The following is a 17,210-nucleotide window of genomic DNA, read 5'->3' on the forward strand; positions in this document are numbered from 1 at the left end:
AGCAAGAAAAGCGTGTTTAACCTATCAGTGAAGCCAGCACTTTCTGCTTGGACATTCGCTCGCGTTCAGCATAGAGCGATAGCTCATCCGTTACTTGAGCACCCAACGCTTCTTCAAAGGCATCGCGATTGGCATTTCCAGCATAGGCTTCGCTCTCTGCACCGCCCAGGTTTGACTGGAAAATACCCGCCGCGCTGACCGGCAGGAAGTCTTCATAGGTAATCGGCTGTGCTTCTACCAAGCCCTGGGCGATTAACGCCTCAATATCGGCACTATCAACACCTTTAGCGGCCTGACCCTTCTCGGTCAGATGATAGTGAAAATACGCTAACGACTCACGGCGCATGGCTTCATCGTTATCAGGGAACTTGGCAAAAACGTTATTCATAACCGTCTGGTGGGCGTCGTTATCCAACCCTGCGGTTTGCTTGCGACCCTCAGTAAGCAACTGATCATAAAGCGCACGACCTTTCGGTGTTAGCGCCACTCCACGCTGCTCAATTTCACCAAAGCGAGCCGTGTGAGTACCTTGCGCGTCACCAGCAAAGTGAATTGACTCTTCTAACGCTTTAAAGCTGGTTTGGCGCAGCAAAATGGGGCATTCACGACGCGGCGGCCCTTCAATGACGGCTTTGGGGTTCATGCCCATCTCCGGCATGCGGCGCTGTACTACGTCGATATCCAGGGTGCGTGGCGTCAGGTGATTAATATGCGGCCCACGGAAGCACACTACATCAGCAATCAAACGGTGCTCATCATGTAGGGCCTGATAAGTCTCCAGATCGACCGTCGCATCCTGGTGCCAACGGAAAGTTTCCAGAGCTTCTTTAACGAACTGGTCAGCCTCTTCGCTGGATAGTCCCCCCTGGGTTTCGTGACGCTCAATAAGTTCGCGCGCCCTTGGGGTAAAGATATCGCGCTTGGCTAGAATTTCTTCTGAACGCTGACGTAGCGCCTCGCTTTCAATAAGCTCTAAACGCAATAGCGAGGTAAAAACGCGGAAAGGGTTCATCGCCAACGCATCATCGTCGATTGGCCGGAAGGCGGTTGAGTGGACCGGCACGCCTGCTTCAGAAAGGTCGTAATAACCGACCGGATACATGCCCATAACGGCAAACAGGCGGCACAGCATGGAAAGCTCTGTAGCGGTTCCCACGCGAATGGCTCCGTGGCGCTCTACGCTCAAACGCGCCAACTCACCCTGTGCCTCCAAGCGGCGATGAAGTTCGGGCTGCTGACTAAGCGTTTCTTGATTAACGCGCTCGACAAGTTCAAGCAGCGTGCCGTACTGCGGCACTTCGGCTTGATACATAGCCGACATCGCCTTAGAGAAACGGTCGCGAACATCATTGGTTGAAAGAAGGTTCGGTTGAGTCATTTCGTTGCTCTCTCTTGCATATGGTTGGGATAAGGATGAGATACCGACGTCAATTGCGCCAATAGCGCCTGAAGCGGGTGCGGCAAAGTTTGCCCAGAATAGCGTTTTACCTGGCTGCGACAGGAGTAGCCTGTCGCGAGAAGCTTGCCCGCGTTTTCATCGGCTTCCACTTGGGGCTGCCAGGATTGGGCGTAGATGGTTTGGGAGGTCTCGACATTACGGGTTTCATGCCCGTAGGTGCCGGACATACCGCAGCAGCCGGTTGCCATTAACTCAAGCTCTAAGCCAAACGCCGCAAATAGCTGCTGCCAGACCCGGGGGCTGCCCGGTGCGTTGGTTTTTTCGGTGCAATGGGACAGCAGCTTAAAGCCAGGATTGGTTAGGTTCAGTTGGCTAGGCGCTAGCGTATTAATACGGGTGGCCAGCCACTCTTGCAGCATCAACACATTGGGCACTTGCTCGGCCCCCAGGGCTTTGACGTACTCCTGGCGGTAGGTCAGCGTCATGGCAGGGTCGATACCCACCATGGGTACTTCGAACTCTGACAGTGCCCGCAGGCGCTTAGCCTGTTTTTCCGCCGTACGCTCAAAGGCGCCTAAAAAGCCCTGTACTTGCAGCGGTTTGCCGTTGGCAGAAAACGGCATCACAAACACCCTCAGATTCAACCGCGACAGCAGTTCTACCACGTCCATCACCAGCTTGGCTTCAAAGTGGCTGGTGAACGCGTCCTGGACAATAATCACGCTGTTGGCGCGCTGTTGTTCGGTAAGCAGTGCCAGCGAGGTGGGGGTGGCTTCTGCAACGTCCCAAGCCCTTAGCTGTTTTTTCACGCTGGCGCGGGAAAGCTTCGGGGAGTCGCTCATTCCCAGCCCTTTACTCATCAGGCTATCTACCCAGCGCTGATTGAGTAGGGCGTTATACAGCGGCGCGACTTTGGCAAGGGTTGGCAACATAAATTCGGTGCCACCGATGATGTAATCGCGCAGCGGGCGTAAATAGCGGCCATGGTAGACCTCTAAAAACTGCGAACGGAACTGCGGCACGTTGACCTTAATCGGGCACTGGCCCGCACAGGATTTACACGCCAAACAACCCACCATGACATCGTAAACTTCGTGAGAATAGTCGTGGTGTTGCTTGCGGCTGAGCGTATTGGCAACGCGCAGCGGAAAACTTTTAATAAAGCCCCAACCGTTTTCGGCTTTCTTTTTGCGCGACTCCTCCACCACATCGATACCTGCCTGGGACTGCAGGCGCAGCCACTCACGCATCAAGCTGGCCCGGCCTTTGGGCGAATGACGTCGATCGCGGGTGGCCTTCCAGGAAGGGCACATCGGGTCATCAAGGTCGTAGTTGTAACAGGCACCATTGCCATTGCAGTAGACCGCCGCGTCGTAGGCCTGCCAAGCCCGTTCATCAATGGTGCGGTCCAACTGGCCGCGCATGGTGACGCCATCAACCGTTAATAGCTCAGGGTCACTGTCTTTGGCGATTAGTTCATGGTTTTCGGATCTACCCACGGCTTCGGGCAGGTTAGACAACGGCGACGCGATTTTGCCGGGATTTAGCTGGTTATGCGGATCAAACGCGGCTTTGACGCGCTTCAGGCTGGGATAGAGTTCACCAAAGAATTTAGGGCCGTACTCCGAACGCACGCCTTTGCCGTGTTCCCCCCATAATAGCCCGCCGTACTTCTGGGTCAGGGCCGCTACTTCATCAGAAATCTCACGAATCAGTTTTTCCTGTTCGGGATCTTTGATATCTAGCGCTGGACGCACGTGCAGCACCCCTGCATCCACATGGCCAAACATCCCGTAGGAGAGCTTTCGGGCATCCAGCGCGGCGCGAAACTCAGTAATAAAGTCAGCCAAGTGCTCCGGTGGTACGGCGGTATCTTCCACAAAGGCAATCGGCCGCTTTTCGCCCTGCACATTGCCTAGCAAACCCACCGAGCGTTTGCGCATGGCGTAAACTTTTTGGATCTGCGGGCGACCCTGCGCCAGGGTGTAGCCTAAACGCTCGACGGTCACATCAAGGCCAAGGTGCTCGGTAAAGGAGCGAACCCGGTTGGCCAAGCGCTCAGAATCATTGTCGCTAAATTCGATCAGGTTAATGCCGCGAATCGGCGTACTACCGGTGGAGGGGAAAAACGCTGCCACGCTATCCCAAACAAAGTCATCCATGGCCAGCTGCAGCACGGTGTCGTCAATGGTTTCAATCGAGGTCGGGCGAGCGCTGGCGGCCATGAGAGCTTTGGCATCGCGCAGCGCGTCCATAAAGCTGGCATAGCGCACATTGACCAAGGTGGCGTACTTGGGAATCGGCAGCACATTGAGTACCGCTTCATTCAAAAAGCCTAACGTGCCTTCCGAGCCGCACAGCAGGCTGTTCAGGTTCAACTGGCCTTGCGCTTCCCGCAGGTGCACCAGATCATAGCCAGTTAAACAGCGGTTGAGCGGTGGAAATTTCGCCTCAATCAGCCCGCGCTGCTGGTCGATAATCTCAGCGGCGATGGAGTGTACACGGCCAAGAATGCCGGATTGGGCAACGGCCTGCTGCTCCTCGTCAGCGCTAAGCGGGCGGCTATGCAGATGCTGGCCCCCCAGTAGAACCGTATCCAGTTCCAGCACGTGGTCACGGGTTTTACCGTACTCGCAGCTGCCCTGGCCGCTGGCATCAGTGGAGATCATCCCGCCGATAGTGGCGCGGTTAGAGGTGGATAACTCAGGGGCGAAAAACAGCCCATGAGGCTTCAGCGCCGCGTTGAGTTGATCCTTCACCACGCCCGCCTGAACGCGCACTCGCCGTGCCTCTACATCAATCGCTAGGATCTGGTTCATGTGGCGGGAAACATCCACCACGATACCGTCGGTCAGCGACTGGCCGTTAGTCCCCGTGCCACCGCCCCGAGGCGTTAGCACGATATCGCGGTGTGGCAGCTCTGCAGCCAATTTAGCTAGGCGCTCAAGATCTTCTGCGTGCTTAGGAAACACAGCCGCCTGGGGCAGGCGTTGGTAAATCGAGTTATCCGTCGCCAGCACCGTGCGATTGGCGTAGTCAGGGGCAATCTCACCTTCAAAGCCGCGAGCGCGCAAGGCGTCGAGAAACGTCACATACCCACGCCGAACTGCCACCTCGCTGACCAATGCGATCATGCCTTAAGCGTCTCCAGCGCCTGCTCGATGAGCCCTAACCCTTCTTCCATGACGTCTGGTTCAGTGGTCAACGGCGGCAATAAGCGTAAGACGTTACGTTTGCGGCCACTGGGCATTAATAAGACACCGGCATCACGACCGGCTACTAACAGATTGGCTAAGTGCTCCGCACCCGTGGCGTTTTCGGTGTCTTCAAAGACGATGCCGCGCATAGCGCCAATACCTGTCATAGCGCCTACCATCGGGAAACGCTCACTTGCCTTCCAGCGCCGATAAGCATTTACAATCGCCGCTTCTTGGACATTACCCCATTCACTTAGCGCCTCATCTTGCATGATATCCATTACTGCTAATGCAGCTGCACACGCAACCGCATTACCTGAATAGGTACCTCCTAGCGCGCCTTTGGGTAAGGCATCCATTAACTCTTTACGCCCTACCAAGGCGGCAAGAGGGAGACCCGAGGCAATACTTTTTCCTAACAGAAGTAGGTCGGGCTCAATACCGAGGTGACTAAAACCAAAGCGTTTACCGGTTCTTCCGAAGCCCGATTGAATTTCGTCACAAATCAATAAAATGCCGTGCTGATCGCAGATTGCCCGCAGCGCTTTGGCAAACTGGGGGCAAAGTAAGCGAAAACCGCCTTCCCCTTGAATGGGTTCAACGACGACACAGGCTACTTCACTGGGAGCAATCTCTACGTCAAATACACGCTCTAGGGCGGCCAGCGACTGCTCAGAGGATATCCCACTGTCCTGGCTAGGAAACGGCACGTGATAAACCGGGCCAGGCAGCGCGCCTAAACCAGCTTTATAGGGCTTAACTTTGCCGTTCAAATTGAGTGCTGCCAGCGTGCGGCCATGAAAAGCATCGTCAAAGGCAATCACTCCTTGACGCCCCGTAACACCACGGGCCACTTTCAGGGAATTTTCGGTCGCTTCCGCTCCACTGTTTGTCAGCATGCATCCCAGCGGATAAGGCAATGGCACAAACTGGTCAAGACGCTCGACAACTGAGAGGTAGGCACGGTGAGGCACGGCATTAAACGCTGAATGCATGAGGGTATCGACTTGGGCTTTGACGGCCTCGACCACCACTGGATGGCAATGCCCCAAGTTAAGCACACCAATACCGCCAATAAAGTCGATATAGCGTTGCCCCGCCTCATCCCATACCTCTGCATTACGCCCTTTAGTGATACAGACGGGATGGAGGATGCCTAATGCACTGCTGACGTTGGGAAGGTCCATCGTCGGAAACGCTCCTGAAATAGCCATGTGTTTCCTTATCAAACAGGTTCATATGGCAGATCACAAACGAAAAAAAATGCTAAATACATGCCAAGCAGGAATGCACTGAGTGTGAACACTTGATCAGAAGCAGAATCAGCAGCCGCACAGCATAGCCCAACCATTACTAGCGCATATTCCAATAGGCCAGCTATAAAAAGAAAACGCTATGCCGGGGATGCAGATAAAAAGCATAAACCATCTCTTACATAAGGGATTTCTTAATAGCCTATGGCATGACAAAATGGAATACGTACGCAACTTAATTTCTTTTGCCTGTCGAGCTGCATACGTGAACAATAGCCAGCTATCTTTTTCGCGACCTTTTTCACTGATCGATCCCCAGACAGTCGGATTGCGAAAATTGCTAAGCAAAATTTTATTATAAATAATTTAATTAGCAGGAGTTAATATGAAAAATATCCCCTCAAAAGTGCTGTGCAGCGTAGGCGCTACTCTTCTGTTGGCGGGCTGTGGTGGCGAGAGCAAACCTAATATCGCTATTGGCCCTCCTGCCAGCACCACTCAAAGCGTTTCTCAACTACTTTTTGATGCCTATGGTATTGGTAGCGACAAGTACAATACCTATCAAGAGGGGTTTGGTGCTGCACTCGATGGCGTACAAGATGGCAACATTGATATTTCTATCGGCATTCTTGGTTTGCCTTCTGGCAGCATCGAGAACTTACAAGCCTCGAGTGGCGATGCACGTCTGATCAGCTTAAGCGATGATGCTATTGACTATATTGAAGAGAATAGTGCCTATCAGCGCTTTACAATTCCTGCTAATAGTTATGCCTTTCAAAATGAAGATGTAAATACTATTACGGCTTATGCCATTTTAGTAGGCAACACGAATACGATTGATGAAGACCTAGGTTATGAACTAGCGCGCTTAATGCATGAGCATGCTGAAGAAAACACACATTCTCAATCTGCGTTTATCACCCTTGAAAATGCACTGAATGGCTCAGAAGGTCTGCCCATTCATCCCGGTGCTAAAAAATATTACGAAGAACAAGGCCTCACCGTAGATAACCCGGTCGCTGAGCTTGGCGAAACTAAAGCCAAAGAAGAATTTATTCTAGGCACCGGTAGCCAAGGTGGCACTTACTACCCTCTGGGCGGTGAGATGGCCACTATTTGGAACCGCTACCTGGAAAACCAAAACTTCACCAATATTGAAACAGGCGCCTCAATCGAGAACTTAGTGAGTATCCGTGATAACAATATGGATCTTGGGATGACTGTGCACGCACCTGCGCAAGATGCCATTGCGGGGAGAGGTGAGTTCGAAAGCGGTACTATTGATAATGTCGCCTTTATCGGACACATCTATCCTGAAGTCATTCAGATTATCACCCGTGAACGCTCCAACATTGACAGTCTAAGTGATCTAACCGATTGATGTTCCCTTTTCGCCGCTGGCTAAGCCAGCGGCGTTATATGTATGAGGTTTAATCGTGGATAAAAAAAAACTCCTGACGAAGCGGCGCTTTTAGAAAAGTATGATCGTGAGTCACAAGTACGTTCGGCACTACAGCTAGGCAAGTGGGGATGGCTGATCACCTTAATGGGTGTATCACTGACATGCTTTCATCTCTACACCGCATATTTTGGTACGCTACCTTCACAGCAGCAAGGCGCTGTCCACTTGGGCATTGCTTTGGGGATGATCTTTATCCTATTCCCTGCAACCCGCGGCGCAGGCCGTCGCAATGAAGTGCCGTGGTACGATGTACTACTCGCCTTCGCAGCAACTTTTGCCGCCTATTATAAAATCCTATTTTATGAAGAAGTACTACGTGCAAGGGTCACGGGCTATTCAGCCTTTGATCTAACGATTGCGGCACTCGGCGTGCTGTTTGTACTCGAAGCGACTCGCCGTACCGTTGGTATGCCAATCGTTGTCATGGCCACACTGGCAATTCTATATGCGCTGTTTGGCAATCTAATCCCAAGCCCTTTGCTTTCCCATCCTGGCTTCTCTCTTGAGCAGGTGTCTCCATACTTATGGTTCAGGGAAAGCGGCGTTTTCGGTACGCCTCTACAAATATCGGCGCGCTTTATCTTCTTGTTTTTATTTTTCGGCGTTGTCCTGATGCATACCGGAGTAGGTCGATTCTTTAATGACTTAGCCTTTGCATTAACCGGGCGATTTACCGGTGGTGCCGGCAAAGCCGCTGTCATAGCAAGTTCGCTGCAGGGCATGATTTCGGGGAGCTCTATCGGCAACACTGTAGCCTCTGGCTCTTTCACTATACCCATGATGAAAAATGCACGCTTTAAGCCCGAGGTAGCGGGAGCAGTCGAAGCGTCAGCCTCTACTGGTGGTCAGATTATGCCCCCTTTGATGGGCGCGGCTGCCTTTATCATGGTGGAGTATGTAGGTGTTTCTTATCGCGAAATCATGTTCTCAGCGCTGATTCCCGCCATTCTCTATTTTGCTAGCATTTTTATCGGCGTGCATTTCGAAGCTAAACGTCATCGCATTCTAGGCCTGCCTAAAGATCAGCTGCCCAGCAAACGTAAGCTCATGCTGTCAAAAGGCTACATGCTGCTGCCTTTGCTCGTCATTATTACGACCATTAGCGTTGGCTTTACCGCTCAACGAGCAGCGCTACTGGGGATAGCATGTGCTTTTGCCGTCAGTTTGGCGCGTAAAGAAACACGTCCCTCATTAAAAGATATATTGGTGATTTTTGAAAAAGGAGCGCGCGTGGCACTACCAGTGATCGCTGCAGTCGCTTGCGCGGGTATTATTGCCGGCGTGGTAGGCATGACAGGAATGGGGTCAAAATTTGCCGCCGGCATTATTAGTTTGGCTGATGGCGTTTTGATACTTGCGCTGTTATTCACGATGATCGCCTGTATTGTTCTAGGCATGGGATTACCCACAACGGCAAACTATGTGGTCACCGCTACGATTGCCGCACCGGCGCTTATTAATGAGTTTGGCCTCCCGCCAATGGCGGTGCATTTGTTTGTCTTTTATTTCGGCATTATTGCCGATATTACGCCCCCCGTTTGTTTGGCCGCGTTCGCTGGCGCCGGCATTGCGCGAGCCAACCCAATGAAGACGGGCTTTACGGCGGTTAAATTGGCCATTGGTGCGTTCATTATTCCTTACGCCTTCATTTATAACCCCATGCTGGTATTGGTTGAACCTACGCCGCTAGGGCTTTTAAGCGCATTGTTCTTTTCACTTGTAGGGATCATGGGCGTTAGCAGCGCGCTACTAGGTTACTTTATACGCGATTCCTTCTTCTTGGAGCGTCTGGTACTGTTAGTTGCAGGGCTTGCCATGGTGGTTCCTGAGTTGCTAACCAGCGGCTTAGGCCTACTTGCCATGGTGACGGTAGGCTGGCTTCAATCGCGCCGCCCTGACAAATATCAGGAAGCCGCGTCGCTCGCCCAATGAGCCATTATAAAAGCCTAGCTTCCCCCCGGTGTTTAGTCACCGGGGCGGCTTTCAGGTCATCAGGAGCGCCTGGTTTGGCATCACGCAATCTTCCTTCTACGGCGGCTATGCAGTGCTTTGAAGCGGCCGCACGCCATATGAGTTTCACTCGGGCCGCAGACGAGCTAAACCTCACGCAAAGTGCTGTCAGCAAACAAGTCGCGCAGCTCGAAACCACCTTGCAACACAAGCTATTTCGTCGCGTGCGACGCAGCCTACTGCTAACCCCTGAAGGTGCCATTTTTTTAAGTGACGTACGTAAAGTGCTCACTCAAATTGAGATGTCGACACAAGCGATAATGACCTACAGCGGTAATAGCGAGGTTCTTAAAATCGCGACGTTACCGAGCTTCGGTAGCCGTTGGTTGGCAAATAAATTGCCAGCGTTTCTAGCGGACAATCCAGGCATTAGCTTGGAGTTTCATGACCGAGTGAAAGATTTCGATCTTGAACAACAAGATATCGATATTGCTCTGTTTTATGGGCATGGCAGTTGGCCAAGCCTTGCTTGTCATAAGCTTATTGATGAGGACATGGTCGCGGTTGCTTCTCCAGAATTACTGGCTCAGCACCCCATCCATTCAGTGGATGACTTAACACAACTACCGCTGCTTCACCTCTCGACACGCCCTGACGCGTGGCACCATTGGTTTGCAAACCAAGAGATCATCACTGACCGTAGCTATCATGGCACTCGCTTCGAGACTTTTCCTATGCTGGTACGAACGGCAATGGCAGGCGGCGGGGTTGCACTGGTACCTCACTTTACCGTCGATGAAGAGTTGGAAGGCGGCCGACTGACCGTCGCTTGGCCATATCGGTTGCTCAGTGAGAGTGCTTATTATCTTGTTTACCCTGAACACTTAGGGGAACTCGCCAAAGTACGACGCTTTGTAGAGCATGTTACCCAGCTTAGTGATTGATACTGGTACAAATGCTACGCACTGCTATATTATAGCTAAACAACTAGATATTGCTTTGTGCCAACAATTACCTCATTTAATCTCTATTAAAAGATTAGTGCTATTTATATGCTTATATATTCATACGTTTGATATTTTATAGCGGCATTAATAAGTGTCTACTCAAAATCCTGAATTCATAGAATAACTACAGCACTTTGGATCATACGGTAGAGGCAGGAGGGCCAGCAGCGGTACCCTCTCTGACTTACCAATGGGATGGAGTCCGTCCCACCCTACATCAGCGTTGCTGCTCCATAATAGATAGAGTGAGAGGGCTACGGCCTTGCCTATCGCTTAGGAGCACATCCCATAACCATTTCCCGAGTCGGTGTTGATATTGCTAAGTCTGTCTTCCATGTCCACGGTGTCGACCGTCATGATCAGGTGCAGTGGCGAGGCAAGTACGCCCGTGACAAGTGGCTGGACGCGATCGCCATTGGTGTGAGCTGTGTCGTTTGTACTCAAAAGCACGAAGGTTAGTAAGAGCATCCAGCATTATCGGATAAGGAAAAGCACCAGCAGTACGATAGCCCACATGCCAATAATGACGTTGACCATGGTGTTGCCTTTCTCGCCTTCGTTATCAACCCCCTTGGTGATAAGTACCGCTGTCACAATGATAACGACACCTATGATCCAGAACTTCGCATGCATAGCCTTAACCTATTTTATGACGACATGAGCACCGAGCATTGATTAGGCTCCCGCTGGTAGCAAACTGTCAAAACGCACGAGAGAACAATAGGGATAAGGTGGTGCGATTCGGCCTAACGCGCGGCATGCTATCCAAGGCATATTATGAAAAGCACATGAGCTGGATAACGAATGGGCAAAGCTAGCCATATACGCCAGAGAAAACGGAAAAAGGAGTAACTTAGTGGATAGGAAAGAGGCATACCTAGCGTTTCATACTGCCAATAAAAGCAGTGGCTTGCACGAGCATTTGCGCAACAAAACTAAGTTTAATGCACGAATTTATCTTGCTCTATTTCTAGTGGTAATTGCGGGGTTTATGCCCTATCTACATTTCGAGGCATTTTTATACTTTGATCACCTGCAAGCAGAAGGTGCTGGAGAGTGGATTAAACGCTCTGGATCTATTGTTATCGTGTTGGCGATTGCTGCCGAGTTCTCTGCAATAGACGCTAAAGACATAGCTGGCCTTGGTGGGCACACCGGATTCGGGCCTTACGGACCGGCACTGATTAAGTATGAATCAAGGCATACAGTTAGCTTGACCACTATTGGCGTTATTGTTCAGGTACTGATGGGCACACTGATCACGTCTCATGGGGATATAATTTTCAATGCTATGCCGATCCAAGTTTGGATGGCTCCAGCTATAGCTGCTATTGCGGCTTGTTTGGCAGTGACATTCTCAATGCATAGGATGCGGCCAATCAGTTATAACAAGTTAGCCATTGATCAAGAATAAGTCTTATAAATCCATTATAATTCAACGCCTTAATCTTAACGGGCGTTCTCATATGAGGCCCCGCGAATGCCGCCGTTGCTGACAGAGTATCTAAGCCAACCATTACAAATTGTTGTTGAAGCGCCACCGACCGATTGGAACGCAGTGCTTGCTGGAGGCTTGTTTACTCTAATCGGCGCCGGAATAGGTGCTGGTCTCGGCGCCTATTTTAGCTACATGGCTGCTACAAGGGCGCAAAAGAAAGCTGCACTTGAAGAGAAAAGAGAGCTAGCTTTATTTATTTGTGAAGAATGCAAGCACTACGCTGCGGTAATTAAAAGAAAAGAACACGAAAATTACGTTATCCAAAGAACTCAACCAAATAAGCCTCTTCCTAATAATCTTAGAAGAGATCAGGAAGAAGCTCTTAGTAAGGGTCGTGAGCTGTCCCTGTTATTGCATCATCACTTTCCGCAGGTTCCTAATGGTCTGCAAAATCATCTTGATGAATGGGGAAAAAGTGCTGGCAACAATTTAGTAATCGAAGAACTGATACCAGAGATCGAAGCTATCATTCAACGCCTTATCAAATTATAGCCCTGCTACTTGGCAAGTCCTTTCACTTTCTACTGCTGTGAACGACAGCCCTACTCACTCAACCTGGATTCATAGAATAACCGCAGCACTTTGGATCACACAGTAGAGGAAGGAGGGACAGCGCCGGTACCCTCTCGACTTTACCGACCAAAGTGAAGCAGAGCATGGGATACCGACAACTGACCCAGGCCCAACGATACCAAATTTTTGCTTATCTTGAGACTGGCATCAGCCAGCGACAAATAGCCAAGGCTATCGGGGTTCACAGCAGTACCATTAGCCGGGAGATAAAGCGCAATGGGCTTAAGACTGGCTATGCGACTGAACAGGCGCAATCGAGAAGTGATCAGCGCCGACGCACCGCCTGGAAAGTGACGAAGCGCCTGCCAAGCCTGATTTGATGGGTCACTGATCAACTGATGGACGAATGGAGCCCCCAGCAAATTAGTGGCTTCATGGCGAATGCCAACGGCGTTTGCGTCAGCCATCAGTGGATCTATGCGCTAATCTGGGACGACAAGAAACGCGGCGGCGAATTATGGAGGCGACTCCGGCTACCACGCCAGCGGCGCTATCAGCGCCGATTGGCCAAGCATGCGGGATTGGGCAAAATTCCACACCGGGTAGGCATTGAATAGCGTCCCGCTGAAGCGGAAGAAAGGCGCCATATCGGCCATTGGGAGGGCGATACGGTGCTCAAAGGCCACAAAGAATCTGGCTTGGTGACCCTGGCCGAGAGACGCAGCGGTTACCTCTTGGCAGCGCGCCTGTCGAGGATCACGGCCACTGGAACGGCTAAAGCGATGACCCGTTTATTAAAACCACGCCGAGGCGCAGTGCAGACCATCACCTTGGATAACGGGTCGGAATTCGCCGAGCACCGACAGGTTGCCAAGGCTGTCTCGGCCAAGACCTATTTTTGCGACCCGTACCGCTCATGCCAGCGTGGCACTAATGAAAACACCAACGGCCTGATTCGCCAATATTTCCCGAAAGGGACGGACTTCCGAAAGGTGAGCGACTCAGAACTGAGGAGAGTCGTTGCCAAGTTGAACAACCGCCCCAGAAAACGTTTGGGGTATCGGACACCGGCACAAGTGTTCCTGGGAGAGTATTCAGGGGCGCTAAAAACCGCAGGTGCTGCACTTATTAGTTGAATTCAGGAAGAAAAGACCAGTTATCAAGCTAATTAGTATAAAGAAGGTTACGAGAACTACTGAGCTGATTCAGTGGATTTATCGCTAGTACGGTCACGCTCAAATGATCAAAACGCAACAACTGTAGAGAAGTGCAACGACAGGTCTACTGTGAAATCTTCAGAGTAAGCAGAGCTAGCGAATAAAACCGCTTAACACCGTTTGGGATTGCCTTTTGTGGTTACTAGTGTGGTTATAGCAACCTTCACCACAAAACAAAAAGGCTTACGCGTTAACGGTAAGCCCTTTTTAAATTTGGCGCGCCCGGCAGGATTTGAACCTGCGACCCTCGGCTTCGGAGGCTAATTTCAAGCCTTGTGAATTAGCTTACCTATCGAACCTTCCCATCGATAAATGCCTATTTAATTCAATAAAAACAGCTATTTATTAAATATATAAGTGTTTGTAGTGCTTCCCGCTTTATCCCGTTTTACACCGACCGTTGCCCATCGCCACCATAATAAGGGTCACATGGCGTGATTTTAAAATGTCTGTTTTTTGGACAATTTTGACCTTTGGCGGTAGTGCCTTACCTGTGTTTAATAACACATCTTTATGATGACTTTGGAAAAGCGTCTCCTCTCCCCGCACGATTCGTCGACAGCGATACTATTACTGCATCAAACCGCTCTTTACTTAAAACAGCTTATTTTCTCAGCGCATTACGACGGTGAACGCTGACCGGGCTTTTTGTTGCTGATTGATGACGCTCTAACGCCTAGCCTGGATATTGCATAAGACATGAAAAAGGCGGCTGAAAATCGGTTATAATTCAAGCTCCTACACAAGAACCAACCGCCTCAGCCGCCATGACAAAATGTACCACGCCGTCCGCTTCCTTTCCACGCTGCAAAGGCCGTCAGGTCATCGCCCGTTTCGATGGCGGTGATCTCACTTCCGACGGCGGTATCCTGCTGCTGCGGCAGCTCGATCGCGAGATGGGCCTGACCCGCGCCGTCGCTCGCCGGCTCAGCGACGAGCGCGACGCTCAGCGCTGCCTGCATCGCACCGAAACCCTGGTCCGGCAGCGCGTGTTCGGCCTGGCGCTGGGCTATGAGGATCTCAATGACCACCAGGCCCTGCGTCACGATATCGCCCTGCAGACCGCCGTCGATACCGATGGCGTGCTGGCCAGTCAGTCCACCTTGTGCCGCTTCGAGCAGCAAGCCGACCGGGACTGGGCGATCACCATCCACGAAGAGATGATCGAGCAGTTCATCCGCTCGTTCCGGCGGCCACCCAAGAAACCGCTCTACCTCGACTTCGATGCCACCGACGATCGGGTGCATGGCCAGCAGCTCGGGCGGCACTTCAACGGCTACTACAACCACTACATCTTCCTGCCGCTGTTCGTATTCTGTGGCGACCAGCTGCTGGTCAGCTATCTGCGTCCGGCCTCGCTGGATGCCGCTCACCACGCCGGTGCCATCCTCGCCCTGTTGGTCCGGCGGCTGCGCCAGGCGTGGCCTGAGGTGAAGATCGTCTTCCGAGGCGACAGCGGCTTCTGCCGTCCACTGATCCTCAACTGGTGTGACCGCCACGGCGTCGATTACATCATCGGCCTCGCCGGCAACAAGCGCTTGGCCAAGCTGGCTCTGAACATCGACTACGCGTCGGCCATCCGCTTCGAGAAGACCTGGGAGAAGGAGCGTGTCTTCGGCTTCATCGAGTACGCTGCCAAGAGCTGGAAGGAGCGTCGACGAAAGGTCATCGTCAAGTCCGAGACCAGCCGGCGTGGCTTCAACACCCGCTATGTGGTCACCAGCCTGCGCGGCTGCAGCGCCGAGTGGCTCTATGACCACCGCTACTGTGCTCGGGGCGAGATGGAGAACCGTATCAAGGAGCAGCAGTTCCTGTTCTCCGACCGCACCAGCTGCCACGAATGGTGGCCCAACCAGTACCGACTGCTGCTGTCGGGGTTGGCCTACCTGCTGCTGGAGCGGCTGCGCCGGGTCTACCTCAAGCGCACCGCCTTCGCCCAGGCCCAGGTCAACACCCTCCGCCTGAAGCTGCTGAAGATCGGCGCTGTCATCACCCGCAACACGCGCACGATTCGGCTGATGTTGAGCAGCCAGTACCCGGAGCAGGACCTCTTCCTGAAGCTGGCCAGCAAGCTGGTGCCGGGATAGCGCCGCGGCGTGCTGTCCCCGGCACAGAAAACACATGGGGGTAGGGGGAAATGCGCCTTGAGCTCAGGAAATTGATCAATATATAGCCAACTTCCAGCTCTGGGCGGCATCATCGCCACCAAACCTGGCATTTGGGTGCTGCTGACCAACCCGATGCAACATCCGGGCTAGCCTTGAAAGCGCGTAGCCGCGGCGGATTTTGAGGCGCTATATCGCGTAACGACGGTGACAGGATTGCAAGCACTGCACGACCGACGGGCAACAAGTTTTAATACACGCATGGGTGCCGGGGATATGGCCCGTGATACCGCTTTACTTGAGAAGCGCCATAGGCCTTATTTATCACCACCACTACCTAACCGTGGTGCCATTACGGCCATCACATCGTGGGGTAATCCCCCCATCTTCAGAGGGCTTCAAAAGTAGACTTCAGACCACAGCGGCCAGTTTCTGTTGAGGGCTGATCCCTCCAAGCCCCATATTAGGGCGCTCGTGATTGTAGTGCCAGAGCCAACGAGTGGCGTAATCCTGAACCTCTTCGGTACTTTCGAACAGGTATTGGGCCAACCAGTCATAGCGCACTGTTCGATTGTAGCGTTCTATAAACGCATTCTGCTGGGGCTTTCCTGGCTGGATAAACATCAGTTGAATACCTCGACCTTCCGCCCATGCTGATAACTTACCGCTGACATATTCTGGCCCGTTGTCACAACGAATAGAGCGCGGCTTACCACGCCATTCAATGATCTGGTCTAGCGCCCGGATAACGCGTTCAGTCGGCAACGAGATGTCTACTTCGATACCAAGACCTTCTCGGTTAAAGCCGTCGATCACGTTCAGAAGGCGGTAGCGACGACCATCGCTCAGTTGGTCATGCATAAAATCCATAGACCAACTGTTATTAATCGTTTCGGGAACCGTTAAAGGCTCAGGCTTCTCGCGGAATAACCGTTTCTTCGGTTTGATGCGCAGATGCAGCTCCAGCTCGCGGTAAATCCGGTAGACCCGCTTATGGTTCCAACGAAAGCCTTTCACATTACGCAGGTGCAGGAAGCACAAGCCAAAGCCCCAGTTTCTCGGGTTATGCGTCAGCGTGATCAACCAGTCGGCGATTTGATCGTTCTCGCCGCTGAGATTCGCATGGTATCGATAGCCACTTTTACTGATGCTAAACATCCAGCAGGACAGGCGGATGCTGGCGTGCTTTTCCATGACGGCTTACTGGGCCATCTCACGGCAACGGGACGGCTTCACCACTTTTTTTCGATGGTTTCCTTGAGGATGTCCGCTTTCAATCGTTCCTCGGCATACATCTTCTTGAGCCGTCAGTTTTCATACTCTAGCTCTTTCAGCCGTGCCACCATGGATGCATCCATACCACCGAATTTAGCTCGCCACTTATAGAAGGACGCGCTGCTCATGCCGTGCTCACGACATAGCTCCGGAACCGGGGCACCGCCTTCGGCTTGCTTAAGGATTGACAGTATTTGGCTGTCTGAAAAACGTGATTTTTTCATGCAGAATCTCCCTTCGTTTAGCTTACGGAAAATTCTACTTCTGAGCATCCTGGTTTTTCGGGGGGATTACCGCATGACGCGCGTCGGGCTCAAGTGCCTGCGCGCGAGAA

At 52.1% G+C, this 17,210-nt stretch carries 10 protein-coding genes and 2 pseudogenes; 7 read left to right on the plus strand and 5 right to left on the minus strand.

All coding sequences use genetic code 11. From position 1 onward, the window contains the following. Nucleotides 1-16: 16 nt before the first annotated feature. Genes hglS through SR894_RS19780 form a run of 3 tightly spaced genes read right to left on the minus strand, consistent with a single transcriptional unit; the run spans nucleotide 17 to nucleotide 5,810 of the window. Complete coding sequence (hglS, locus tag SR894_RS19770) at nucleotides 17-1,378, minus strand: 2-oxoadipate dioxygenase/decarboxylase HglS (protein WP_133731918.1); 1,362 nt, start codon at nucleotides 1,376-1,378, stop codon at nucleotides 17-19. Next, the gene (gene ydiJ / locus SR894_RS19775; RefSeq protein WP_166650384.1) at nucleotides 1,375-4,533 is read right to left on the minus strand and encodes a D-2-hydroxyglutarate dehydrogenase YdiJ; all 3,159 of its coding nucleotides are present in this window, start codon (nucleotides 4,531-4,533) and stop codon (nucleotides 1,375-1,377) included. Before ydiJ ends, hglS begins: the two co-directional genes overlap by 4 nt. Further along, nucleotides 4,530-5,810, minus strand: a complete 1,281-nt coding sequence (locus SR894_RS19780) for a 2-aminoadipate transaminase (protein ID WP_244286551.1) — start codon at nucleotides 5,808-5,810, stop codon at nucleotides 4,530-4,532. Before SR894_RS19780 ends, ydiJ begins: the two co-directional genes overlap by 4 nt. Nucleotides 5,811-6,234: 424 nt before the next feature. Here SR894_RS19780 and SR894_RS19785 point away from each other — a divergent pair, with 424 nt between their 5' ends. The 3 genes from SR894_RS19785 (at nucleotide 6,235) to SR894_RS19795 (ending at nucleotide 10,205) form a co-directional block, all read left to right on the plus strand. After that, a complete protein-coding gene (locus SR894_RS19785) occupies nucleotides 6,235-7,230 on the plus strand; it encodes a TAXI family TRAP transporter solute-binding subunit (RefSeq protein WP_133731917.1) in 996 nt (331 codons plus the stop codon). A gap of 156 nt (nucleotides 7,231-7,386) precedes the next feature. Next, nucleotides 7,387-9,243 carry a TRAP transporter permease gene (locus SR894_RS19790; RefSeq protein WP_280070432.1) on the plus strand — a complete coding sequence of 619 codons (1,857 nt, stop codon included), beginning with the start codon at nucleotides 7,387-7,389 and terminating at the stop codon, nucleotides 9,241-9,243. A gap of 74 nt (nucleotides 9,244-9,317) precedes the next feature. After that, nucleotides 9,318-10,205 carry a LysR substrate-binding domain-containing protein gene (locus SR894_RS19795; RefSeq protein WP_133731915.1) on the plus strand — a complete coding sequence of 296 codons (888 nt, stop codon included), beginning with the start codon at nucleotides 9,318-9,320 and terminating at the stop codon, nucleotides 10,203-10,205. A gap of 537 nt (nucleotides 10,206-10,742) precedes the next feature. On the opposite strand, the gene SR894_RS19800 is transcribed toward SR894_RS19795, so the two are convergent. Next, entirely contained in the window at nucleotides 10,743-10,901 is a 159-nt protein-coding gene (locus tag SR894_RS19800) for a hypothetical protein (protein ID WP_166650383.1), read from the minus strand. A gap of 223 nt (nucleotides 10,902-11,124) precedes the next feature. On the opposite strand from SR894_RS19800, the gene SR894_RS19805 reads away from it, so the two are divergent. The 4 genes and pseudogenes from SR894_RS19805 to SR894_RS19830 all read left to right on the plus strand — a co-directional run bounded on the left by SR894_RS19805 (nucleotide 11,125) and on the right by SR894_RS19830 (nucleotide 15,583). Beyond that, entirely contained in the window at nucleotides 11,125-11,682 is a 558-nt protein-coding gene (locus SR894_RS19805; protein ID WP_133731914.1) for a hypothetical protein, read from the plus strand. 66 nt (nucleotides 11,683-11,748) lie between these two features. Continuing rightward, nucleotides 11,749-12,258, plus strand: a complete 510-nt coding sequence (locus SR894_RS19810; RefSeq protein WP_133731913.1) for a hypothetical protein — start codon at nucleotides 11,749-11,751, stop codon at nucleotides 12,256-12,258. A 164-nt stretch (nucleotides 12,259-12,422) separates the two neighbouring features. After that, nucleotides 12,423-13,415 (plus strand): annotated as a pseudogene (locus SR894_RS22990) (IS30 family transposase). 848 nt (nucleotides 13,416-14,263) lie between these two features. Then, nucleotides 14,264-15,583 (plus strand): IS1380 family transposase, encoded by a 1,320-nt coding sequence (locus SR894_RS19830; RefSeq protein WP_031218338.1) that lies wholly within the window; start codon nucleotides 14,264-14,266, stop codon nucleotides 15,581-15,583. 429 nt (nucleotides 15,584-16,012) lie between these two features. Here SR894_RS19830 and SR894_RS19835 read toward each other — a convergent pair. Beyond that, nucleotides 16,013-17,100 (minus strand): annotated as a pseudogene (locus SR894_RS19835) (IS3 family transposase). Between the last annotated feature and the right edge of the window lie 110 nt (nucleotides 17,101-17,210).

The sequence above is a fragment of the Vreelandella neptunia genome, assembly GCF_034479615.1.
GTDB classification, from domain to species: Bacteria; Pseudomonadota; Gammaproteobacteria; order Pseudomonadales; family Halomonadaceae; genus Vreelandella; species Vreelandella neptunia.